General features: G+C 28.6%; 19 protein-coding genes and 2 tRNA genes. 3 read left to right on the forward strand and 18 right to left on the reverse strand.

Annotation, left to right across the window (positions count from 1 at the left end):
* From MTX53_RS09695 to MTX53_RS09720, 6 genes are all read right to left on the reverse strand, one after another.
* A complete protein-coding gene (locus tag MTX53_RS09695) occupies positions 1–1,125 on the reverse strand; it encodes a DUF6348 family protein (RefSeq protein WP_244833598.1) in 1,125 nt (374 codons plus the stop codon).
* 19 nt (positions 1,126–1,144) lie between these two features.
* Complete coding sequence (locus tag MTX53_RS09700; RefSeq protein ID WP_244833599.1) at positions 1,145–2,425, reverse strand: hypothetical protein; 1,281 nt, start codon at positions 2,423–2,425, stop codon at positions 1,145–1,147.
* Entirely contained in the window at positions 2,422–3,495 is a 1,074-nt protein-coding gene (locus MTX53_RS09705; protein ID WP_244833600.1) for a DUF58 domain-containing protein, read from the reverse strand. Before MTX53_RS09705 ends, MTX53_RS09700 begins: the two co-directional genes overlap by 4 nt.
* A gap of 8 nt (positions 3,496–3,503) precedes the next feature.
* On the reverse strand, positions 3,504–4,460 hold the full coding sequence (locus MTX53_RS09710) for a MoxR family ATPase (RefSeq protein WP_244833601.1): 957 nt from the start codon (positions 4,458–4,460) through the stop codon (positions 3,504–3,506).
* A 93-nt stretch (positions 4,461–4,553) separates the two neighbouring features.
* A complete protein-coding gene (gene gshAB, locus MTX53_RS09715; protein ID WP_244833602.1) occupies positions 4,554–6,848 on the reverse strand; it encodes a bifunctional glutamate--cysteine ligase GshA/glutathione synthetase GshB in 2,295 nt (764 codons plus the stop codon).
* Between the two features lie 71 nt (positions 6,849–6,919).
* Positions 6,920–7,720 carry a hypothetical protein gene (locus MTX53_RS09720; RefSeq protein ID WP_244833603.1) on the reverse strand — a complete coding sequence of 267 codons (801 nt, stop codon included), beginning with the start codon at positions 7,718–7,720 and terminating at the stop codon, positions 6,920–6,922.
* Positions 7,721–7,931: 211 nt separating this feature from the next.
* Between MTX53_RS09720 and nadA the strand changes: the two genes are divergently transcribed.
* Genes nadA through nadC form a run of 3 tightly spaced genes read left to right on the forward strand, consistent with a single transcriptional unit; the run spans position 7,932 to position 10,990 of the window.
* Positions 7,932–8,849 (forward strand): quinolinate synthase NadA, encoded by a 918-nt coding sequence (gene nadA / locus MTX53_RS09725; RefSeq protein WP_244833604.1) that lies wholly within the window; start codon positions 7,932–7,934, stop codon positions 8,847–8,849.
* Between the two features lie 19 nt (positions 8,850–8,868).
* Complete coding sequence (locus MTX53_RS09730) at positions 8,869–10,176, forward strand: L-aspartate oxidase (protein WP_244833605.1); 1,308 nt, start codon at positions 8,869–8,871, stop codon at positions 10,174–10,176.
* A complete protein-coding gene (nadC, locus tag MTX53_RS09735) occupies positions 10,151–10,990 on the forward strand; it encodes a carboxylating nicotinate-nucleotide diphosphorylase (RefSeq protein ID WP_244833606.1) in 840 nt (279 codons plus the stop codon). The genes MTX53_RS09730 and nadC overlap by 26 nt, the downstream gene beginning before the upstream one ends.
* A 148-nt stretch (positions 10,991–11,138) precedes the next feature.
* Here nadC and MTX53_RS09740 read toward each other — a convergent pair whose 3' ends face one another.
* From MTX53_RS09740 to glnA, 12 genes are all read right to left on the reverse strand, one after another.
* Positions 11,139–12,839, reverse strand: coding sequence for an FAD-dependent oxidoreductase (locus MTX53_RS09740; protein WP_244833607.1), 1,701 nt, complete (start codon positions 12,837–12,839; stop codon positions 11,139–11,141).
* Between the two features lie 30 nt (positions 12,840–12,869).
* Positions 12,870–13,190, reverse strand: coding sequence for a rhodanese-like domain-containing protein (locus MTX53_RS09745; protein ID WP_244833608.1), 321 nt, complete (start codon positions 13,188–13,190; stop codon positions 12,870–12,872).
* Between the two features lie 189 nt (positions 13,191–13,379).
* Entirely contained in the window at positions 13,380–13,925 is a 546-nt protein-coding gene (locus MTX53_RS09750; protein ID WP_244833609.1) for a class I SAM-dependent methyltransferase, read from the reverse strand.
* A gap of 98 nt (positions 13,926–14,023) precedes the next feature.
* Positions 14,024–14,098, reverse strand: a tRNA-Gln gene (locus MTX53_RS09755).
* 136 nt (positions 14,099–14,234) lie between these two features.
* A tRNA-Gln gene (locus MTX53_RS09760) sits at positions 14,235–14,309 on the reverse strand.
* A 107-nt stretch (positions 14,310–14,416) separates the two neighbouring features.
* Positions 14,417–15,631 carry an NADP-dependent isocitrate dehydrogenase gene (locus MTX53_RS09765; RefSeq protein ID WP_244833610.1) on the reverse strand — a complete coding sequence of 405 codons (1,215 nt, stop codon included), beginning with the start codon at positions 15,629–15,631 and terminating at the stop codon, positions 14,417–14,419.
* A gap of 143 nt (positions 15,632–15,774) precedes the next feature.
* Positions 15,775–16,062, reverse strand: coding sequence for a hypothetical protein (locus MTX53_RS09770; RefSeq protein ID WP_244833611.1), 288 nt, complete (start codon positions 16,060–16,062; stop codon positions 15,775–15,777).
* A gap of 78 nt (positions 16,063–16,140) precedes the next feature.
* Positions 16,141–17,322, reverse strand: a complete 1,182-nt coding sequence (locus MTX53_RS09775) for an MFS transporter (RefSeq protein ID WP_244833612.1) — start codon at positions 17,320–17,322, stop codon at positions 16,141–16,143.
* A 159-nt stretch (positions 17,323–17,481) separates the two neighbouring features.
* Complete coding sequence (locus tag MTX53_RS09780) at positions 17,482–18,957, reverse strand: glutamate synthase subunit beta (RefSeq protein WP_244833613.1); 1,476 nt, start codon at positions 18,955–18,957, stop codon at positions 17,482–17,484.
* A gap of 12 nt (positions 18,958–18,969) precedes the next feature.
* Complete coding sequence (gltB, locus tag MTX53_RS09785) at positions 18,970–23,547, reverse strand: glutamate synthase large subunit (RefSeq protein ID WP_244833614.1); 4,578 nt, start codon at positions 23,545–23,547, stop codon at positions 18,970–18,972.
* A gap of 65 nt (positions 23,548–23,612) precedes the next feature.
* A complete protein-coding gene (locus tag MTX53_RS09790) occupies positions 23,613–24,182 on the reverse strand; it encodes an ANTAR domain-containing protein (RefSeq protein ID WP_244833615.1) in 570 nt (189 codons plus the stop codon).
* Positions 24,183–24,213: 31 nt separating this feature from the next.
* Positions 24,214–25,545 carry a type I glutamate--ammonia ligase gene (gene glnA / locus MTX53_RS09795; protein ID WP_244833616.1) on the reverse strand — a complete coding sequence of 444 codons (1,332 nt, stop codon included), beginning with the start codon at positions 25,543–25,545 and terminating at the stop codon, positions 24,214–24,216.
* Positions 25,546–25,637 lie beyond the last annotated feature (92 nt).

A 25,637-nucleotide genomic window follows, 5' to 3' on the forward strand; every position in this document is an offset into this window, starting at 1 on the left:
TTAGCATGGAATGTAACTATTATCTGCCTTAAATCCTACAATTACGTTTTTAATATCTTTTAACTCTTTTCCATCTTTTAAAGCCTTACTTATTGCCTTATATAGACCACTAAGTGCAATAATTTTTCTAAGAGTCAAATCTTTAATTGACCTATCATTTACTTTCTTTATTAAGATACCTTTTATATCAAAATATGATTGATACTGAGTAAAATATGTCTTAATATTGCTGTCTCCCTTTAGTATTATAAGTTTATTAGAAAGACCTACTTCTTTGAATACTAAATCTGTTAGAATTTCAGGTACAAAACTCCTTATTTCAAATGCAATATTTTCATTTTGAATTATATCTTCAAAACCATCATACATTTTCTTAAATTTTATTTCACTATCACAGTTTTCTATAACATCTATAAATTTATCAACATCCTCTTCAAGCTTTTCATAAGAAATTGGATATTCTCTATATGTTTCACTTTTTTGCTCAACTATAAAATACTGCTTTATAGATGCAAAATCACTTTCCATTTTCCATCCTGAAGTCCATTCCTTTATCTGTGCTTCAACTACCTTATCATTTACTCCATTTATAGAACATTCACATGTAATTTTCTCGTTTCTTACTCTTGAGGTAAATATTTTTACGTAATAAGTCTTCTCTGCACCAAACTTCTTTTTTATTTCATCTTCTATCATCATCCATATATATGGTCTTATAGAGCCTTTCTTTAAAACTCCTCTTTGCTGAAGTGAACTTTCAGTTACTTCAAATGATCTCTTTTCTCCTAAGAAATCACTTTCAAAACTTGTGTATATCTCTTTTTTTACAAAATTTCTAACTGCATCAAATGCACCTAAAATAAAGTTAACACATGCATCACTTACAGCTTTCATTGGATCAGGTCCATAACCCGCAAGCACTTCTACTATTGGATCTTGAAGTTTTTCCTGATTTAAAATAAATACCATTTCTGCAATTACATTATCTTTATTATCTATCATATTTGTAAGCTTCACATCAATTGTAGCTTTAAGATCTTTAACAATAATTTTATCATTCTCTACAGCGCTACCTTCTATTACAGTGCTTAAACTTTCTAATATTTCATTTCTTCCTATTAACATATCTTCCCTCCAAATTCTATCACTTACTATTTCTAATTTTATCAATATCTTTATTAGTAACTTCTTTATTTGAATATCTTATTTTATTATAGATTGAACTTATTTCTTCTATATTGTGATTAGTCTTTCTTAAAATCTTATTTTGTATATCGCCTACAGTATCATTATTGCTTATTATAATTTGATCTTTTCTAAATTTTAATATTTTATTTTTATAAAGTTTTCTTGCTTTATCTTTGTTACTTAGGAAAACATTTTTTATTATATTCTTATATTGTTTATTAACTTTTTCTTTTCCTGATTTGTTATTTTTTTCTTCCTTATATACAAAAGTAATTTTCTCGATATTTTTTGCAGCTTTAAATAATATCATAATCTTGTTCAATATAAAATACATAAAAATAAGTACTATTACAGTGAAAATTATTTTTTCTATTATGTCAAAAACAATCTTTACTGAATCAGATATTTCCCCTTCATTTTTTAACATCTTGCTGCCAAATATATTTTCAAGGAGATCATTTTTATCTCCATTATTATTATCATCTTTCTGATAATCAAATGCTTTTTGAACATAATTTATATTAAATAAATTTGTAATAGTATTTACAACTTTTTTATCAGCATATGATGTTACTTTAAATACTCCTGATAGTGAAACACATATCATAAAAACTGCTATAAGAATCCCAAAAGATAATACAAAAATATTATTACTCTTTGATCCAGATAAATTATCGCTGCCTTCCATTGACAATTTTGTATTCCTTATTTTTATAAGATACATAAGTGAAATTATTAAAATTATAACACTTATTATCATAATAAGACTGCTTAATTCATTTATTTTTGATATTAATGCAATGATATTCTGAGGTATTAAAAGTATTTCCAGTACAAAAAATGTAAAGAGACTAAATTTTACATTCTGCTTTTTTAAACTATTTTTAAAAATCTTATATGCAAAAATAAGTAAAATAACAGCAAATGGATATTTTCTTAATAAGAATCCTATAACAAAAATTGAAATTGCTGTAAATGAAAACAGAAAAATTATAAAAAGCTTAAGATCTTTAATCTTCATCATAAAAAATATCATCACTATGATAGGTATTATTAAAAAAAGTCCCATATATATATCATTTTTATTATTATTTATTCCATAATTTATGCAAGCTACAACAGGATATACAGTCAAAAAATATAATATACTTTCAATAATATGATAAGAAAGTTTCTTTTGAAAATTATTATTTAAAAAATCTTCTGATATTCTGCATACTTCTATTTTCTCATTCATAAATCCACATCCCAAACTATAGCATCTTCTAATCCATCTAAAAATATTTGTCTTTGTTTTTCTTTTGGAATAACAAGTCTTGTCTCTATCCCTTGCATTTTAGTTTGCCTATATACATCTTTTATTCCATTTCTTGTATTATTTGATATTATAAAATATAAAGGCATAGTATTGCATTTTTTAATTTCTCTGTCTATATAATAACATATATTTTTTTCACTTAGGTTTTTAATATTAATTTTAGAAAAAGTTTCATTTGCATCTTGTATTGGATTATCATAAAGAGACGATACAATTTCTATATTCTTATAGGCTTCAGTATCCCAAGCATCTGTTATAACTGATACACTTATCATTCTTTCTGCCATTTTATTATAAATTGATGCTGCAAGACTTATAGCCTCTTCAATAACATCACTGCTTACCCAATCATCTTCACGATTTAAGCTTAAAAATATAATTATATCCTGCTTTGATGTATAATTATATATATTTGTTTTAAGTTCATTTGTCCTTGCAGTTGCTGACCAATTTATGTCTTTAAAACTATCAAATGAACTATAATCTCTTATTCCTTTTATCTCATACTGATCATTTACTATCTGTCTTCTCGATACAACTGTACCTAAAAGCTTATTAAATTCTATATTAAATTCTGATGAATCAATAAGCCTTGGGAATACATAAACAGTACTATTATTAAAAGTTTTTTTTACAAACTTATTTGTTACAAATAAATCTGAACAAAGTACATCTACATTTCCTATTTTATAGCATCCTCTATTTAAATTATGAAGTTTTTTTGTTTCTTTTAGCCTTTCATAACCTAGAAGTGAAAACTGAGATGATTCATTAATATTATCAATTGTATACTGAATCTTTATCCACCATAACGGAAGCCATTTCTTATTTGTAAATGTATAAGATACTGTAACATCTTCTCCACAAAAACATGCGTAATTATCAAATTTTAAATCAACATCAAGATTATTAAACGCTTTTGATTCATAAAATTTATATTGAATACTATATATTAAATAAACTATAAACATAATTAGAATCGGTCCCATTTTCTCACCTATCTTTTCTTTTTATCAAAGTCTTCAGTGGGCACCTCAACTTCGCTTACTATTTTATTTATTATATCTTCATTTTTTGTATTTTTAATCTTAAGACCACTTTTTAAAATTATTCTATGTGAAAATACATATGGAGCTAATAGTTTTATATCATCAGGTGTTACATAATCACGTCCTTTTATAGCTGCAAATACCTGTGAAAGCTTAAGCATAGCAAGAGATCCTCTTGGACTTATAGGAAGAACTATGTCGTCTAGGTTCTTTGTTCTTTCTACAATCTTTAATATATATTTTTGAACATCCTCACTTACATAAACTTTTCTACATTCTTCTCTTACTTTAAGAATATCTTCTTTTTTGCAAACAGATTCAAGTTTTTCAAGTGGATTATCTTCTATAAATCTCTTAAATATTCCAAGTCCTTCATCTATTGTTGGGTATCCCATATTAAGTTTCATAAGAAATCTATCAAGCTGTGCTTCAGGGAGATTAAAAGTTCCTTGAGATTCAACTGGATTTTCAGATGCAATAACGAAAAACGGTTCTTCTAATTTATATGTAGTTCCATCAATTGAGACCTGTTTTTCTTCCATACACTCCAAAAGACTTGACTGAGTTCTTGGAGTTGCTCTATTAATTTCATCAGTTAAAAGTATATTAGTAAATACAGGACCTTTTCTTAATACAAATTCTCCCTGCTTCTGATTATAATAATTTATTCCTGTAAGATCAGATGGCATCAAATCTGGTGTAAATTGTATTCGTTTAAATTTACAATCTATAGATTTTGAAAGAGCTTTAGCAAGCATTGTCTTTCCAGTACCTGGAACATCCTCTAGGAGAACATGTCCACCTTCAATTAATCCTGTAATTACAAGATCAATTACAGTATCTTTTCCTATTATAACCTTTTGAATATTTTGACTAATTTTATTTCTTAATTCTTCTGCTATCATGAATTTAACCACCTATCATTTTAATTCGTTCAATGATATATTACACCTAAATATTATGTCTTGTAAATATTTTCATTGTATTTAAATGCAATTTTATGTCAGTTTTAAAAGTTTTAATATTTCCTCGGCAATATTCCTTTCTTTTCCTATATAAGGATAACAATGTATATGAATTGCAGGATTAAAATTAAGCTCTATTATTCCATATTTTGAGTTTTCATCACTAATATCTTCTATTATCATATCAACTCCACATATTTTTGCATTTACTGCATTTGCACATTTTATTGCAATTTTTTTAAACCTATCTGGAATTTTTTGTGTATAATCTATGCTGTCTCCACCAGTACTTATATTAGAATTCTCTCTTAGGTAAACTTTTTCTCCTTTTTTAGGAATATAATTAGGATCTTTATTTTGACATTTTAAATATAAAAGTACATTTTCATCAATATTTATTTTTTCAAGAGGTTTTACATAATGATATCCTCTTAATGGATCTTTATTTTTTATTTTAACAAGTTCTCTTATGCTGCTTTTTCCATCACCTTCAACATTTGCAGGAACTCTTTTTAAAATTCCACATACCTTTTCCCCTATTATAAGAAATCTATACTCATTTCCCTTTATAAACTCCTCAATTAAAACTGTATTATCAAATTTAAATGCTATAAATAAAGCTTTCATTATATCTTCTTTTTGTGCATTATTTTTAAATACTGTAATTCCTGTACCAAAATTAGTTGATTTAGGCTTAATTACAACAGCTTTATTTATAAAAGGCTCTATCTTTTTTTCAGAATTTTCTAGAGAAAAAATTTCTATTCCTCTTGGAACTTTTATGTTATTTTTATGGAGTATTTTCTTTGTTATGCTTTTATTTTCCATTACAAGAACTGAAACATAGCTATCTTTAGATGTCTTTGTAGCTTGTTTTACATATTCTGTTTTCCCATTCTTTTTAAGCTCTATGAAGTTTTCTTTTCTGTCAATTAATTTTGTTTCTATTCCTCTTTTTATCGATTCTCTCATTAGTATTTGTGTTGAAAGTTCTAAATCTTCGTATCCATAAAGTCCAAATCTATTATTAAAAGCATCTTTTTTATATTTTTCAGCTAAAGACATAAATGTATTTACATATCCTTCATTCTTAATTTTTTCAGATATTTTATATGCATACGTAAGCTTTTTGTCTCTAATTTTGTTTTGAATCTCTGTTATTATATCTTCTTTATTAAGATTTAAAGCTTTATTTAGATAAGATATTTCTTTTAATACTTTTTCTGCATAATCAGTAAGTCTTATTTTTTCACCATTTCTTAAGATATTTATATCTGAAAGTCCAGCTTTAGCTACCAAATTTTGATTATATAAAGCTTCCTTATGCCAATTTTCATAATTGTCTTCATCTTTTAAAAGAAGATAAAAATTAAATAATTCAAGAAATTTTAAATCATTAAGACTTATTCCTCCCTTTTCAAAAGGATTAACATCAATGCATCTATATTCAAGATAATTTATTCCATCTTTTTTAAGCGATTCAAAGAAGTTATTTTTATTACTTGGCTTAACCCTTATAAGACTATAAAGCTCTTTATGCGTATCAATTACTCCGAGGCTTATATACTCCTTTATTGAATCTATATAACTATCTAAAGAGTCATAACATGGATATATATCAACTTTATTTTTATAGCCACATTCACTATTTCTATATGATACTAAGCCGTCACTACTATAGCTTTCACTAGAATCTTTATAGGATTTTTTTATGCACTCAGGAACATAACTTTTATGAATAGAAGGAGATGCACCTGTAAGATAAATTAAAAGCCACATATATTTTAAATAATTTCTACAAATCTTTAAATAAATGTTATTTTTAAACTCTTTATATGATATATCTTCCTTTTGATTTTCATAAATTTTTTTAAAGAACTCATCTTTAAAAGAACAATTATAATGAATTCCTGAAATTAATTGTCTTTTTCCTCCATACTTTTTTAAAAGTCTTTTTCTATATTCCTCTTCTTCACTTCCATTAAATTCTGAAACTTTTATTTCTATTTCATTTTTTATCATACATGGCATTGATTGAGGCCATATATATTCATCTCCTATTTCATCTGACACTATATCATAAAGTATATTTGAAAAATTATATATACTTTCAGATGAAGTGAATACAGGAGTTATAACTTCTATCTGACTTTCTGAAAAATCTGTAGTTATATATGGATTTTTATTTTTTTCTCCAAATATTAATGGGTGTTTTTTAGATGATAAAATGCCTTTATCATTAACTCTTAATCCTTCTCTCTCTATTCCAAAATTCTGCATATTAGATAATTCATAAGAATTAAATAATTTCTTTATTTTATTAATCATCCAAAGAGCGCTCCTTTCTAAATGAAAAATGAATATATATTTATTTATAATATGTGTTTATCTATTCTAAATTAAACAAATATTATAAAAATAATAATAAGCACGGCTGCAATAAAAGATGTTATTAAATACGTATTTTTTTCTTCTTTTTTATTGTCAAATGAAAATAATGACAATATCTTTTCAGATATAAAGAATACAATAAATGGATAAATAATTAAAATAGCAGCTTTTAGATAAAGATGACTATCTTTTAAAGAAATAAATGAAATAAGGCTACATAAAACTGTACATATTAAAACTGAAATTGAAATAATTTTTACTTTATCATAAAAACTTTTCCATCTTCTATCCCTTATAGTCATTTTCTTCTTAAATTTTTCGAGTTTTTCTTTCTTATATACTGATGATAGAGATTTTTGATCTAATTTCTTTTGAAGTTCGTCTAAAAAATCTCCCATACCATCAAAAAATGATGATAATTTTATAATTCTCTTATTTCCCTTTATTTTTATTGTATTATCCATAAAGATACCTGATGGAAAGTAAATTGATTTTATTTCTGCATAGTTTATCTCTGTCTTTCCAAGAAGATTATCATACATTAATTTTTTATTATCTATTGATAATTTAACCAGTTTAAACCTTGATAATAATATATAATACATTAGTATAAATTCTATAAAAAGTACTAATACTAATACTAATGTAAGAATTCCTATCATTATGATCATTGGTATTCTTCCATTTTTAGGTATGGTAAATATCTTAGATAATGTAAGTCCTGCCATAAATAAAATAACATACAAACATAATAACAAAAAACTCTTACCCGGTTTTTTAAGGCATTTTCTATAATTTATTGTCTTCATTTTAAACTCTCATCCTTTACATAATATTCTAAATATTATTATAAAGGATTTTTTTTGATAAATCATCTCAAAATAAGCAATATTATAAATATCTATAAAAAAGTTTCTAATATTTTTACAATATTTTATTGTAAATTTAAAAGAAATAGTGCTATAATCATTTTATTATGTGTATATACACGTGTAAACATTAATTAGGAGCTGTGTAAATATGACCGACAATTTAAAAGATAAAATTTTAAAATTAAAAAAAGAGAAAAATGCAGTAATACTTGCTCACTACTATCAGCCTGCTGAAATTCAAGATATAGCTGATTTTGTAGGAGATTCTTATTATTTAAGCAAAGCTGCAAAAGACTCAAATGCAGACGTAATTGTTTTCTGTGGTGTAAAATTTATGGCTGAAAGTGCAAAGATATTATCTCCAGAAAAAAAAGTTATAATGCCATGTATAAATGCAGGATGTTTTATGGCTGATATGGCTGCTGAAAAAGAAATAATAGATATGAAAAAGAAATATAAAGATGCTTTCACAGTATGTTATATAAATTCAACATATAAAGTTAAAGCCCACTGTGACGTAACTGTTACATCATCAAGTGCAATTAAAATTTTAAAAAATATAAATTCTAAGAAAATACTTTTTCTTCCTGATAAAAATCTTGGAGAATATTTATCAGAATTCTTTCCAGACAAAGAATTTATATTATGGAATGGATTCTGCAATTGTCATGAAAAAATAAAAAAAGAAGATGTATTAAATGCAAAAGAAGTAAATCCTGATGCAGAGATTTTAGCGCATCCTGAATGCACTAAAGATATACGGGATATTGCAGACTATATAGATAGTACTTCTGGAATAATAGATTATGCTTCTAAAAGCTTAAAAAATAAATTCATAATCTGCACTGAAGAAGGCGTAATTCACGAACTAAAAAAAAGAAATCCAAATAAAGAATTTATAATTCCAGGTGGCAAGATAGAATGTTTAAGTATGAAAAAAACTACTCTATCAAACTTATACGATTCACTTCTTAATATGGAAAATGAAATTCATTTAGATGAAAATATACGAAAAAAAGCTTTAACATCACTACTTAATATGCATAAGCTTGCAGAATCAAAATAATATATGGGGGAATTTTTTTATGAATAAATCAGTTGATGTACTAATTGCCGGTTCTGGAGTATCAGGTCTTAACTGTGCATTAAATTTAAGAAAAGATTTAAATGTTCTTGTAATCTGCAAAGACAGTATAAATTCTACAGATACAAACCTTGCTCAAGGAGGTATATCCGTAGCAAAAGATACGAACGATATAAATTTATTTATTGAAGACACATTAAAAGCTGGAAAATATAAAAATAATAAAGATAACGTAAAAATACTTGCTAAAGAATCAAGAAATTCTTTAAATTCACTTATAAATATGGGCTTAAATCTTGATAAAAACTGTAATGGAACGCTTAATTATACAAGAGAAGGAGCACATTCTATAAACAGAATAGTTCACACAAAAGATAATACTGGTGAAAACGTAGAAAATGTTTTAATTAAAAATGTAGAAAAAAATAAAAATATAACAGTTTGGGAAAATACAACTCTTATAGACATAATAGAAAACAATAATACATGTTTTGGAGCTAAAATAATAAAAGAAAATAAGCAGATAAATGTATATGCAAAATCTGTAGTTCTTGCAACTGGAGGTATAGGTGGACTTTATAGAAATTCTACAAATCAGAGATCACTTAAAGGTATCTCTTTAAATATATCGTCAAAACATAATATAGAGCTTAAAGATATAAATTACATACAATTTCATCCTACTGCTTTTTATGAAGAAAATTTAGAAAAAAGAAGACTTTTAATATCTGAATCTCTTCGTGGAGAAGGGGCTCTTCTTACTGATATAAACGATAAAAGATTTATAAATGAGCTGCTTCCTAGAGACATTGTATCTGATGCTATATATAAAAGGATGGATTTAACTGATACTCCATATGTAAAGCTTGATATAAGTTTTAAAGATTCTACTTATCTTAAAAAACGTTTTTCACTCATATATAGTGAATGTTTAAAAAGAGGTACAGATATAACTAAGGAATTTATAAAAGTATCTCCTGCTCAGCATTTTTTCATGGGAGGAATAAAAGTAGATTCGGATTCTTCAACATCTATGAAAAATTTATATGCAGTTGGTGAGACAAGCTGTACTGGAGTTCATGGTGCAAATAGACTTGCTAGTAATTCGCTTCTTGAAGGTCTTGTCTTTTCAAAAAAAGCAGCACAAAAAATAAATTTACTTATAGATACTATAAAATCAAAAATAATTAATACTGGATATATTACTGATTCTTTAAATTTTTTGCAATCTCAAAATGAAGAAAATGCACTAAATATAATAAAAAGAAATGGAGGAAGAATCGATGATAAATCGCTTAGCTATAGATAATATAATAAAAAATGCGCTCCTTGAAGATATACCATATGAAGACATTACTACAGATTCAGTAATCTTTCAAGATAGTACATCTAAAGCAGATTTAATATGTAAAGAAGACGGAATAATATGTGGTTTAAATGTATTTAAGAGAGTCTTTGAAATACTAGGAAATGTAGATGTTAACTTATTTAAAGAAGATGGAGATTATATAAAAGAATCAGAAATTGTAGCTAAAGTAAAAGGAAATACAAGAAACATATTAAAAGGTGAAAGAACAGCATTAAACATTCTTCAGAGAATGAGCGGCATAGCTACTCTTACACATAAATTTGCAGAAAAAATAAAAGATACTGATGCTAAAATATTAGATACAAGAAAAACAACTCCTAATTTGAGAGTTCTTGAAAAATATGCCGTATTAAAAGGCGGTGGACATAACCACAGATATAATCTTTCAGATGGAATTCTTTTAAAAGACAATCACATAAGTGCTGCAGGCGGAGTTAAAGAAGCTATTTCCCTTGCAAGAAAGAACTCTTCTTTTGTAAGAAAAATAGAAGTTGAAACAGAGAACTTAAATATGGTAAAAGAAGCTCTTGAATGCAAAGCAGATATAATAATGCTTGATAATATGGATATAGAAGAAGCAAAAAAAGCAGTTTTATTAATAAATAAAAGAGCCTTAACTGAGTTTTCTGGAAATGTATCTCTTGAAAACGTAAGAGAAGCCGCACAAACAGGAGTTAATTATATATCAGTCGGTGCTCTTACTCATTCTGTAAAATCACTTGATTTAAGCCTTAAAAATTTACACAACTGTTAATTTAAATTTAGCTTATAAAAGGCAGGTATTATAAAAAATATAAATATACTCTAATTCGACATATTAGTAGATTAAATTACCGTCTTTAAAGAATTTAATATAACTGGAAATTTATTTTCCAGTTATATTTTTTATTATTAAAATTTAATTATTTAAAATTATATTCTGTGACTATTGGTTCTCTATTTTTAGTCTTATCATTAAAATATTCATAAAATGATAATCCAAGAAAACTTCCTGCAATGTTATATACATTAGTAAATCCTAAATTCTGAAGAGCCCTAACCGCATTATAACTTCTCTGACCTGTTCTGCAGTGAAGATATACTGGTCTATCGCTCGGAATTTCATTCACTCTTTCTCTTAGCTCGCTTAATGGAATATTTACTGCATTTTTAATATGCCCATTCTCGTATTCATTTCTTTCCCTTACATCAATAATATACTCATTACTTTCAGCAAGTTCACGCACTTTAGATACAGTAACCTGCTTGAAATCCCCATTTAATAAATTTGAGCCAACATATCCTGCATAATTTACAACATCCTTTGCAGTTGAAAATGGTGGTGCATAACATAATTCAAGATCCTTAAGATCCTCTACAGTTGCTCCAAACTTTATAGCTGTAGCTATTATATCAATTCTTTTTGTAGTATCACCTTTTCCTATAGCCTGAGCTCCTAAAATTTTTCCTGTTTCTTTTTCTATCAGCATCTTAAAATGTATAGGTGATGAATCCTTCATTATTGAAACTTTATCTGAAAGTATAACATTTACTACATCATAATTTATTTTCATTCCAAGAACTTTTATTAGTGATTCATTAAGTCCTGTTGCGGCTGCATTATAATCAAATACTTTAATTGCAGATGATCCTATATATCCTTTATTTAATGTACTCTTGTTGTTAATATCATCAGCAACACTTCTTGCAGCTTTTTGTGCAGGACCTGCAAGAGATAATTTCATCATAGAATGAGTAAGGCTATTATATACTTCAATAGCGTCCCCTACTGCATAAATATCATCATCATTAGTCTTATAATTTTTGTCAACTTTTATCGCTCCAGTTAATCCAAGTTCTATCCCCGCTTCTTTTGCAAGAGCTACTTCTGGTAATACTCCTATTGCCATTACTACTGCCTTTGCTTCAATCTTTCTTCCACTTGAAAGAACTACAGCATCATCTTCAAAGCTTTCAACTTTATCATTTACTATAAGGTTTATTCCATTATCATAAATTTCTTTATGCAGTATTTGAACCATATCATAATCAAACGGTCTTAAAATCTGTTCTCCTGCTTCTATAAGTGATACTTTGTATCCAGCTTCTCTTAGATTTTCAGCTACTTCAACTCCTACAAATCCTCCACCTATAACTGCAATATCCTTAGTTTTTATTTCCATAACAAATCTATTTAATTTATCAATATCTAAAACATTTCTTACTGTAAATACATTCACTTTTTCAATCCCATTAATTTTAGGCACAATAGGATGTGCTCCTGGTGATAAAATAAGCTTATCATAATTTTCTTTATATATTTCATGCGTAATCATGTTCTTTACATTTACAGTTTTATTCTTTCTATCAATTGAGATTACTTCACTATTTACTCTTGCCTCAATATTATATTGTTTTTTAAACTTTTCAGGACTCATTAGTACGAGTCTTTCAGGTGATTTAATTACTCCACTTAAGTGATAAGGAAGTGCACAGTTTGAAAATGATACATGAGGTCCTCTTTCAAACATTATTATTTCATCTTTTTCGCTGTTTCTTCTAAGTCTTGCTGCTGCTGATGCACCACCTGCAACTCCTCCTACTATAAGTATCTTCTTTTTCATAATCATTTCCTCCTTATATATTCTGCCTTATTACTTTCTCTTTGATCCTGCATATGATCCTACTCCGCCAGAAACATTTACAACATCAAATCCTTGTCTTCTAAGCATTGAACATGCTCTGCTACTCCTTGAACCAGACTGGCATACAATATAATATTCTTTAGCTTTTTCCATATATTTATCTGGATTCTCTAAAAGCTTACCCATCGGAATATTTTTAGCAGATTTTATGCTTCCACCTCTATACTCATAATCTTCTCTTATATCTATAAGGTCTATTTTTCCTATAAGACTATCTATATCATTAACATTAATAACTTTTTCATCAACTTTTTTTAAAAATCCAAACATTTTTCATTCCTCCATAATTCTATCTTGAATAACCTTATTATTTAGTTTTAACATCCAAAATCAAATTTATAATATTTTTTTCAAGTTTTATTTAATCATTTACTATACCTAAATTATATTCAATATATTAAACTCTTTCTGTAACTAAGTCACCAACATAAATATTTAATCTAATATATACTTTTAATATTATTTTTTCTCTACAATTACAAGCAGTGGTGCATCATCACTCCTATTAAAAAATGAATGGTACATAACCCCATATTTACCTTTAGGAATCTCTTTTAAATAATTAAGTATTACTTTTTCCTCATTTTTTCCTTCGCTATGACCTCTATATATTGCAATAGACATCATTCCACCATGATTTAAAATAGTTAATCCATCTATAATACTTTTAAGCGATGTTTCAGCTTTTGTTGTTATAGACTTATCTTCTCCCCCTGGTAAAAATCCCAAGTTATACATTATAACATCACAATTTTCTTTTACATATTCTTTTATTTTTTCATGTGAGTCATTTATTACTTTAACATTTTTATTTTCTTTCTCATTATAATTTTGGCATACGTTTTTTTGAACATCAAATGCAAATACTCTTTTAAATCTTCTCTGCAAAAAATCTGTATCATGCCCGTTTCCAAGAGTTGCGTCAACTGCTACATTTCTTGACTCTTCAAAATTATCTATGATATAGTGAGCTATTTCACTGATGTCCGAAACATATTTAAACATATAATTTCCCCTTTTTTCTATCTTAAAATATAAAAAATAGAACATAAAAAAAAATACTAACAGCAAGTGCACTTTTCACAAGCCGATAGTATTTAAACTGGTTACCATGGTAAGACTCGAACTTACAACATGCAGAGTCAGAGTCTGCTGTTCTACCATTGAACTACACGGTATTATTTCCGACAACAGATACTATTATATAGCATATATTTTAAATTTGCAAGTTTTTTTCGTTTTTATTTACTTTATTAGATATATTTATTAAATTATAATAAAAAAACCAGTAATTATAAAAATTACTGGTTAAAATGGTTACCATGGTAAGACTCGAACTTACAACATGCAGAGTCAGAGTCTGCTGTTCTACCATTGAACTACACGGTACTGTCTTAACGACATGTTCTATTATACATAATATTTTAACATAATGCAAGTATTTTTTATAAAAAATCAGCTATCTAAATTTTTAGATAGCTGCATTTTTATTCTTCTTATTTAGAAAGAATTTTCTCTAAATTTTCTCTAATTGCTTTTATAAAGCCAAATGTATCTACTTTATTTACAGTTACTCCTTCAGCAATTACTGCTAAGTCGCCTGTCATTGTTCCCTGTTCAACTGTATCTATACATGCCTTTTCAAGAGCATTAGCAAAATTTATCATATCAGAGTTTTTATCAAATTCTCCTCTTTTTCTTATAGCTCCTGTCCATGCAAATATTGTTGCTATTGAATTTGTTGATGTTTCTTTTCCATCTAAATAGTCGTAGTACTGATCCTGTACTGTTCCATGTGCTGCTTCATATTCATAATTTCCTTCTGGAGACACAAGAATTGAAGTCATCATAGCAAGAGAACCAAATGCAGTTGCAAGCATATCACTCATAACATCTCCATCATAATTTTTACATGCCCATATAACATTTCCACTACATTTTATAATCTTTGAAACAGCTGTATCTATTAATGAATAATAATATTTTATGCCTAAGCTTTCAAATTTCTCTTTATATTCATTGTCATATAAATCCTGAAATATATCTTTAAATGTATGATCATACTGTTTTGAAATAGTATCTTTTGCTGCAAACCATAAATCCTGCTTTGTATCTACTGCATACTGAAAACATGTTTTTGCAAAATTTTCTATTGAATTTATCATATTATGCATACCGCATACAACACCTGGAGCATCAAAATTATGTATAAGTTTTCTTTCTTCTGTTCCATCTTCTGCTGTAAAAACGAGTTCACATTTTCCTTTTTTAGGTATTTTCATTTCAACTGATTTATAAATATCACCATATGCATGTCTTGCTATAGTTATAGGATTTTTCCATGATTTTATGTAAGGTTTTATAGGTTTAACTACTATAGGTGCTCTAAATACTGTACCATCAAGAATTGATCTTATAGTTCCATTAGGACTTTTCCACATTTTTTTCAAATTATATTCAGTAACTCTTGCAGCATTTGGAGTAATTGTTGCACATTTAACTCCTACTTTATACTTCTTTATTGCATTAGATGCATCAACTGTAACCTTATCGTCAGTTTCATCTCTATGTTTTAATCCTAAATCATAATACTCTGTATTTAAATCAATGAATGGAGTTAACAATTCTTTTTTAATTGTGCCCCATACTATCCTTGTCATCTCATCTCCGTCCATCTCAACTATTGGATTTGACATTTTAATTTTTTCCATATATTTTTGATGCCCCCTATTTAATTTTATACATTTAATTATACAATATGACTTTCTTTTTATCAATAAAGTAAAATTATGCTTTTATTACTTACAAAAAAAGATATGCACAATTATATTAAACCGTACATATCTTAAAAACATTATCTATTATTCTCATCAACGTCATCAACATCTTCATAATCAACGTCAATAATCTTCCCCTTAAAGTCTTCATCAAATTTATGCATACTGTCATGCTCATTATCAAGGCTTCTCTTAAAATCATCTGCTTTTTTTTGTTTTATGTATTGTCTTACTTTATTTACAACATAGATGACTGCGATAACTCCTAAAATAATAGGCAAAAGCTGTATAAAAAGCATCGCTACAAGCACTATTACACATACTATCCCTATCATATACACAAATTTTCTAAACCCTTCACTCATGTAACTCAACCTCTATAATATTATTTGTCATATACATATTATATTGCTTTTTCTTAATATTGTAAACAAAATCTAATATCATTCTTTACTTCTTTTTATAAAGAGTAGAGAAAAAATAAGCACTACTGGAAATATTAATGCTGAAAATATACCTTTTTTTATATCTCCTGAAAACATCTGTGTAACAATTCCTACTACAAAAGGTCCACTAGAGCATCCAACGTCTCCTCCAAAAGCAAGAAGTGCAAACATAAATGTTCCTCCACCCTTTATTCTCTCAGCTGACATAGAAAATGTTCCTGGCCAAAGTATTCCAACAGATAATCCACATAATCCACAACCTAATAATCCTATTACTGAATTTGTACTAAGCGATATCATTAAATAGCTTATTATACAGAGAATTCCGCTTAAAATCATAAACTTTTTAAGGCTTACCTTACTACTTTTTTTAGAATATAAAAGCCTTGAGCTACCCATTAACAAAGCAAAAAAACATGGTCCTAATAAGTCTCCTATATTTTTATTAACATTTAATCCTTTTTCTGCAAAATATGATGCCCACTGGCTTACTGCTTGTTCACATGCACCAGCACATATCATTAATATAATTAAAATGTAAAATAGTTTATTTCTCATAAGATGCTTTACAGGCATACTTTCATTTTCTTCATTTAATGCCTTTATAGGCACCTTAAAGAATAATATTGTATTAAAAATCGGAATCATTGCCCATAATACTGATAATATTGCCCAATTATTAAGTCCAAAGAATGCAAAAAACAATGTAGAAAAAAGTATAACTCCTGCTTGTCCCCAACAATAAAATGAATGTAGAAGACTCATCTTCGCTGATTTATCATTTGTTGGACATGCTTCCACTATAGGGCTTATCATTACTTCTATTATTCCACCACCAACTGCATATAAAGAAGCCGAAATTACTATGCCTATATATGGATTTTCTAAAGCATTTGGAAGAATAGCTAAAAGTATCAGACCTAATGAAGAAAAAATATGAGCTATTATAACTGAAGCTCTATACCCTATCTTATCTATAAATACAGCTGAAAATAAATCTATTATAAGCTGTATTGAAAAATTTAGTGCTATTATAAATGTTATTTTATCAAGGGGTATGTTATACTGCTTATTTAAAGTTACAAATAAAAGAGGTAAAAAATTATTAACTATTGCCTGAGTTATGTAACCTATAAAACATGCATAAACTGTATAATTGTAATTATTTTTTATTTTCATAATTATTACTCCTGTGCATTAATATACTACAAATTATTTTAATTCCTAAACTTTATAAAAGCAAGCAAAAAAATAGACTGCCATTAAAATAGCAGTCTATTTTACCCTATTTTCCGTAAGAGAAAGATTTCTCATAAGTTTTTATTTGAATTCTATTATTTATTTTCTAAGAAATTTATCAACAGCTTTTGTTACTGCTAATCCTTCACTTATTGCAGTTACAACAAGTGACTGTCCACGTCTAGCATCTCCTATTGCAAATACTTTAGGTACATTAGTTTCAAATTTTCCAAAGTCTGCTTTTACGTTACTTCTTCCATCTGATTCAACGCTAAATGCTTCTTTTAAATAATCCTGTGATCCTAAGAATCCCATTGCTATTAAAATAAGTTCTGCTTTTACATTTTTCTTAGATCCTTCAACTTGAGATGGAATTCTTCTTCCGTTATCTCCCATCTTCCACTCAACCTTAACTGTATCAACACTTTCAAGTTTTCCATCTTTATCTGTATAAACTTTAGTTACAGTAGTTAAATATTCTCTTGGATCTTTTCCATAAAGTTTTATATATTCATCCTGACCATAGTCAATTTTAAGGATTTTAGGCCATTCTGGCCATGGATTATCCTCTGCTCTTTCTACTGGAGGTTTTCCCATTATCTCATACTGAATAAGTGATTTGCACTTGTGTCTTAATGCTGTAGCAACACAGTCAGTTCCTGTATCACCACCACCTATTACGATAACATTCTTATCTTTTGCTGAAATAAATTCATTGTCTTCATGATTTGAATCTAAAAGACTCTTAGTATTTTTCTTTAAGAAATCTACAGCAAAGTAAATTCCTGATTTAACATCTTCTCTTCCCTCTGCATTAAGATCTCTTGGATTAGATGCACCTGTTGCAATTACAACTGCATCAAATTCATCTAAAATTTTCTGTGCATCATAGTTTTTACCTATATCCGCATTTGTTACAAATTTAACTCCTTCTTCAGCCATAAGTCTTATTCTTCTTAAAACAACATCTTTATCAAGCTTCATATTAGGAATTCCATACATTAATAATCCACCTGGTCTATCGCTTCTTTCAAATACTGTAACCTTATGTCCACACTTATTAAGACCATCGGCTGCTGCAAGTCCTGAAGGACCTGATCCTATTACAGCTACTTTCTTACCTGTTCTCTTAAGTGGTGCATTTGCTTTTACTATTTCGTTCTCATATGCAGTATCAATTATAGCTCTTTCATTTTCTTTTATTGAGACAGGGATTCCATTTAATCCTTCTGTACATCCTGCTTCACATGGTGCAGGACATACTCTTCCTGTAAACTCTGGAAATGGATTATGCTTTATAAGTCTTTCATAAGCAAGATCCCATTTTCCTCTGTATACTAAATCATTCCATTCTGGGATTAAGTTATGAATAGGACATCCTGATACCATTCCCTTAAATAAAACTCCAGCCTGGCAAAAAGGAACTCCGCAATTCATGCATCTTGCTCCTTGAATCTGCTGTTTTTCAAGTGGAAGTCTTAAATGAAATTCATTATAATCCTTTAATCTTTCATCTATATCTCTATTTTTGCCTTCTTCTCTGTCATATTCTAAAAATCCTGTTGGTTTTCCCATAACTTATCCCTCCTATCTTCCTTTAACTTCTTCGAAAGTCTTAATCTGTGCATCAGCATCACTACATCCAAGATTCTTGTATTTTTCAATAGTTTCAACAACTTTCTTATAAGCCTTTGGAATTATTTTTACAAAATTATCTTTTTCTAAATCAAAGCTGTGTAATATCTTATTTGCTTTCTTAGAACCTGTTACATTAGCATGTTCTTCTATAAGATTTTTAACTATCTCTTCATCATCAATATTTAATTCTTCCATAAGAATCATATCCTTGTTTATTTTTATATCAAAGTCATTATCTTCTTTATAAAGGTAAGCAATTCCGCCGCTCATACCTGCTGCAAAGTTAACTCCTGTCTTTCCAAGAACTACAACTTTACCGCCTGTCATATATTCGCATCCATGATCTCCAACTCCTTCAACTACTGCCGTAGCTCCTGAGTTTCTAACTGCAAATCTTTCACCTGCAATACCGTTTATAAATACTTTTCCTGATGTTGCTCCATAAAGTGCAACATTTCCTACTACGATATTATCATCTGCTATGAATGTTGATTTCTTCGGAGGATATAAAACAAGCTTTCCGCCTGAAAGTCCTTTACCAAAGTAATCATTAGCATCTCCTTCAATTTCAAATGTAAGTCCATTTGGAATAAATGATGCAAAGCTTTGTCCTGCACTTCCATTACATTTAATCTTTATTGTATCTTCTTTTAATCCTTCAGTACCATTAACTTTTGTAATTTCAGAACCTAAAATAGTACCAAGTGTTCTGTCTGTATTTGTTATATCTATTTCAAAACTTGTTTTTGTTCCATTTTTAATTGCTTCATTACACTTTTCAATTAATACAGTCTCATCTATAACATTATTTAATTTATGATCATGCTTCTTTGATGGATTGTATCTTACAACTTTTCCTCTATATTTATCAGGAGTATATAAAATTGAACTTAAATCAATATTTTTAGCCTTCCAGCCTCTTATATTTTCTTTCTGTTTTAATTTATCTACACGTCCTATCATTTCATCAACTTTTCTAAATCCAAGCTTAGCCATTATTTCTCTAAGTTCTTCTGCAATATAATACATAAAGTTTATTACGTATTCAGGCTTACCTTTAAATCTCTTTCTAAGAACTGGATTCTGTGTAGCTATTCCAACTGGACATGTATCCAAATTACAAACTCTCATCATTGCACATCCAAGAGTTACTAGAGGTGCTGTAGCAAATCCAAACTCTTCTGCTCCAAGAAGTGCTGCTATTGCAACATCTCTTCCTGTCATAAGCTTACCATCAGTTTCTATTCTTACTCTATCTCTTAATTCATTTAAAAGTAATGTCTGATGTGCTTCTGCAAGACCAAGTTCCCAAGGAAGACCTGCATTTCTTATTGAGTTTTTAGGTGCTGCTCCTGTTCCTCCATCATATCCTGAAATTAAGATTACATCAGCTCCACCTTTTGCAACTCCAGCTGCTACTGTACCAACTCCACATTCAGATACTAATTTAACTGATACTCTAGCATCCATATTAGCATTCTTTAAGTCATAGATAAGCTGAGCTAAATCTTCTATTGAATAAATGTCATGATGTGGTGGTGGTGATATAAGTGATACTCCCGGAGTTGAGTGTCTTGTTTTAGCAATCCATGGATATACCTTGCTTGCTGGAAGCTGTCCTCCCTCTCCAGGTTTTGCACCTTGTGCTAATTTTATCTGAATCTCATCTGCATTTACAAGATACTCAGATGTAACTCCAAATCTTCCTGATGCTATTTGTTTTATAGAACTTCTTCTTGAATCTCCGTTAGCATCTTTAATCCATCTTTCTTTATCTTCTCCACCTTCACCAGTATTAGATCTTCCGCCTATTCTATTCATTGCAATTGCAAGAGTTTCATGTGCTTCTTTAGAAATAGATCCATAACTCATAGCACCTGTCTTAAATCTCTTTACAATTTCTGATGCTGGTTCAACTTCATCGATAGAAATTTCTTTAGAATTATGCTTAAATTCTAATAATCCTCTTAATGTAACTTCACTATTTGAATCATCTATCATATCAGAATATTCTTTAAATAATTTATAATCTCCATTTTTAGTTGCCATCTGGAGTTTATGGATTGTAAGAGGATTATATAAATGTTCCTCCTGTCCATCATCTCCTGAACGCAATTTTTCAAATCCAGGACTATCTAAAGTGAAGTCTGCTGCATAAGTCTTATCTTTAAATCCTCTTTTATGTCTTATTTCTGCTTCTTTTTGAATTTCTTCAAGGCCTATACCGCTTATTCTGCTTATTGTATTTGTAAAATATTTATCTATTACTTTCTTATTTATTCCAATTGCTTCAAATATCTGTGCTCCTATATAAGACTGGATAGTTGAAATTCCCATTTTAGATAAAATTTTTGTAATTCCGTGTAATACTGCACTGTTATAATTTTTTACTGCTGTATTTAAATCTTTATCTAAAAGTTCTTCTTCTATAAGTGCTCTTACAGCTTCATATGCCATATATGGATTTATTGCTGATGCTCCAAATCCTAATAATGTTGCAAAATGATGAACTTCTCTTGGTTCTCCTGTTTCAAGTATAATTCCTACAGATGTTCTTGTACCTTTTTTTACAAGATACTGATGAAGTGCTGATACTGCAAGAAGTGAAGGAATTGGTATTTTATTTTCACATACGTTTCTATCAGAAAGAATAAATATTGTATATCCTTTTTCAAAAGCTTCTTGTGCTTCTTCAAATAAATCATTTAAAGCTTCTTCAAGTGATTTTCCTTCATCATATACTATATCTAATACTTTTGATTTTAAGTTTCCTTCATTTAAAGTCTTAATTTTAGCAAGCTGTTCATTAGTAAGTATTGGACTATCAAGCTTTATTAAATTACAATTTTGAGGTTTATCTTCAAGGATATTTCCCTCTGGTCCAACATATACATTAGATGCTGTAACAATTTCTTCTCTTATTGCATCTATTGGTGGATTTGTAACCTGTGCAAATAACTGCTTAAAATAATTAAATAAAGGTTGTGGTTCTTTTGATAAAACTGCAATTGGAGAATCCATTCCCATTGCTGCTATTGGTTCTGCACCATTTTGTGCCATAGGAAGCATTGTTGTCTTTACTTCTTCATAAGTATATCCAAATGTTTTCTCAAGTCTTATTCTTGTTTGCTTATCATATTCAATCTTGAAATTATTAGGTTTCTTTAAACTATCTAATGTTACAAGATTTTCATCAAGCCACTTTTTATACGGATATTCATCTGAATATGTATGCTTAAGTTCATTATCATCAATTACTTCTTTCTTAGTAGTATCTACAAGAAGCATTCTACCTGGTCTTAATCTATCTTTCTTTAAGACTATTTCAGGATCAACATCAAGTGCTCCTACTTCTGAAGAAAGAATAAGTCTTCTGTCTTTTGTTATATAATATCTACATGGTCTTAAACCATTTCTATCAAGTACAGCTCCTACTTTTTCTCCATCTGTAAATACTATAGCAGCAGGTCCATCCCATGGTTCCATAAGAGTTGCATTATATTCATAGAATGCTTTTTTCTCTTCTGTCATTGTATCGCTTCTATACCAAGGTTCTGGAATAGCCATCATTACAGCTTTTGTAAGATCTATTCCGTTCATATACATAAATTCAAGATTATTATCTAAAATTGCAGAATCCGAACCTTCTTTGTTTATTATAGGGAGTACTCTGTTAAGATCTTTTCCTAAAGCCTTAGATCTTATATTTGTTTCTCTTGAATAAATTTTATTTACATTTCCTCTTAATGTATTAATTTCACCATTGTGAATCATATATCTATTAGGATGTGCTCTATCCCAACTTGGAAATGTATTAGTTGAATATCTAGAATGTACAAGTGCAAGAGATGTTTCAACTCTTTCATCTTCTAAATCTTTATAAAATTCTCTAAGCTGAGTAGATAAAAGCATTCCTTTATATACTATTGTTTTTTCAGAAAAAGACGCTATATAGAATGTTTCATTTAAAAATTTACTTATCCATCCCGCTCTTTTTTCAATAGTTCTTCTTACAATATAAAGTTTTCTTTCAAACTCTTTTCCTCTTTTAACATCCCATGGTCTTTTTACAAATGCCTGCATAATATATGGCATTGTTTCAAGAGCAGCTTTTCCAAGAATTGAAGGATTTGTCTTTACATTTCTCCAACATAAAAGTTCTAAATCCTCTTCTTTTATTATATCTTCAAAGAGCTTTATAGCTTCGTTTCTAGCCTTTTCATTCTGTGGCATAAATGTCATAGCTACAGCATAATCCTGCATTTCAGGTAATGTAATGCCTTTACTTAAAAGTTCTTCTTTAAAAAATCTGTGAGGAATATTAAATAATATTCCTGCACCATCTCCTGTATTCTCATCTGCACCAGTTCCGCCTCTGTGCTTTAATCTTTCAAGGATAGTAAGACAATCGGAGAGCACTGCATGAGAAACTTTTCCATCAATATTAACTATTGTTCCAATTCCACATGCATCATGTTCTAAGTTTGAATTATATAACCCTTGATTATTTGGATTATTTTTATCCATTTTTTACTCCTCCTATAAATAGTATTTTTAACAAATATATTAAAACTTATTTATAAATCTGCAATTTAAAATAATTTTCCTTCTTCGCTCAAAATAAGCTCAGCAATATCACGCATTCTTCTTCCTGAATCCATGCTTAGCTTCTGCATATATCTAAACGCCTCAGATTCCCCCATATTTGAAACTTCCATAAGCCTTCCTTTAGCTTTTTCTAATACTTTTCTATCTTCTAACGTATGTTCAAGTTTTTCTACTTTATCTTTAAGCATCCTTATTCGTCTTCTACTTTGGAATATAAGATCAACTGAATTCATTAAAAGAACAGTTGAAATTTTTGTTCCTATACAGTATATATCTGTATCTTCTTCTATAAATGACTTATAAGGCTCATTTACTATAGCAAGAAAACTTGTATAATCACGTATATTTTCATATACATCAAGTAAGCTCATATCTTTAAACTTATATCCTACAATTGCAAGATCCGGTTCATTTTGCATAACTAATCTCATAAGTTCGCTACCTGAAGTACATATATTAGAAACGCTATAACCATCTTGGCATAAAATCTTCTTCAGCTTTTGGGCAATTTCAATATTGTTTAATGCAATAATAATATTTCCATTTCGCTCCATAGCAACCCCCGCCTAAAATAAACGAAAAATATTAATATCTATTAAGATACTTATCTATTTCCCACTCATGTACTTTTGTTCTATAATCATCCCATTCTCCATCTTTTGCACATATATAATTATTAAATATATGATCTCCTAACGCTTCTTTAGCAATTTCGCTTTCTTTCATAAAGTTTACTGCTTCATAAAGGTTATTTGGAAGACTTTCAATTCCTGCTTCTTTTCTTTCCTCATTATTCATTGCGAATATATTATTAGAAATTTGAGCAGGTGGAGTTAATTTTTCTTCGATTCCATTAAGTCCTGCTGTTAAAAGTGCTGCAAGTGTTAAATAAGGGTTAGCACTTGGATCTGGACATCTAAGTTCAATTCTTGTTCCTAATCCTCTTGATGCTGGTACTCTTATTAATGCAGTTCTATTACTGCATGACCATGCTAAATAAACTGGTGCCTCATATCCTGGGACTAATCTTTTATATGAATTTACAAGTGGATTTGTTATTGCTGCTAATCCTTTTATATTATTTAAAAGACCTGCGATAAAGTTATATGCAATTTCGCTTAATCCATTTTGATCATTTTCATCTGCAAATACATTTTTTCCATCTTTAAATAATGAAATATTTATATGCATTCCTGAACCATTTATTCCAAATACAGGCTTTGGCATAAATGAAGCATAAAGTCCATGTCTTTGAGCAATTGATTTTACTACTAACTTAAATGTCATAATATCATCAGCTGTCTTAAGTGCATCACCATACTTAAAATCAATTTCATTTTGTCCTTCTGCAACTTCATGGTGAGATGCTTCTATTTCAAATCCCATATCTTCTAAAGCAAGTGTCATATCTCTTCTTGCATTTTCTCCTCTGTCTACAGGAGCTAAATCAAAATATCCACCTCTATCTTGAGTCTTTACTGTGGCGTTTCCATTTTCATCTGTTTCAAATAAGAAAAATTCACATTCTGGTCCTACTTTCATTCCATATCCTAATTTTTCAGCTTTTTTAATAGCTCTCTTTAATGCATATCTAGGATCTCCTGTAAATGGTGTACCATCTGGCTTATATACATCGCAAATTAATCTTGCAACTTTTCCTTGCTGTGGTCTCCATGGGAAAATGACAAAACTATCTAAATTAGGTCTTAAGTTCATATCTGATTCTTCAATGTTTGCAAATCCATCAATTGACGATCCATCAAACATACATTCATTATTCAATGCTTTTTCTAACTGCTTATCTGTTATTGCTACATTTTTTAACTGACCAAAAATATCGGTAAATTGAAGCCTAATAAATTTTACTCCATTATCTTTTACCATTTTTACAATATCTTCTTTACTATACTTTGACATCTTATAATCCCCCTTTTTCTATAAAAAAAGCGTCCATTGGAAACCATGACAGTATCATGAATAACTTCTGAACGCCTTTGCTCAATCTTTTT

It is taken from the genome of Clostridium sp. BJN0001 (assembly GCF_022869825.1).
GTDB lineage: Bacteria > Bacillota > Clostridia > Clostridiales > Clostridiaceae > Clostridium.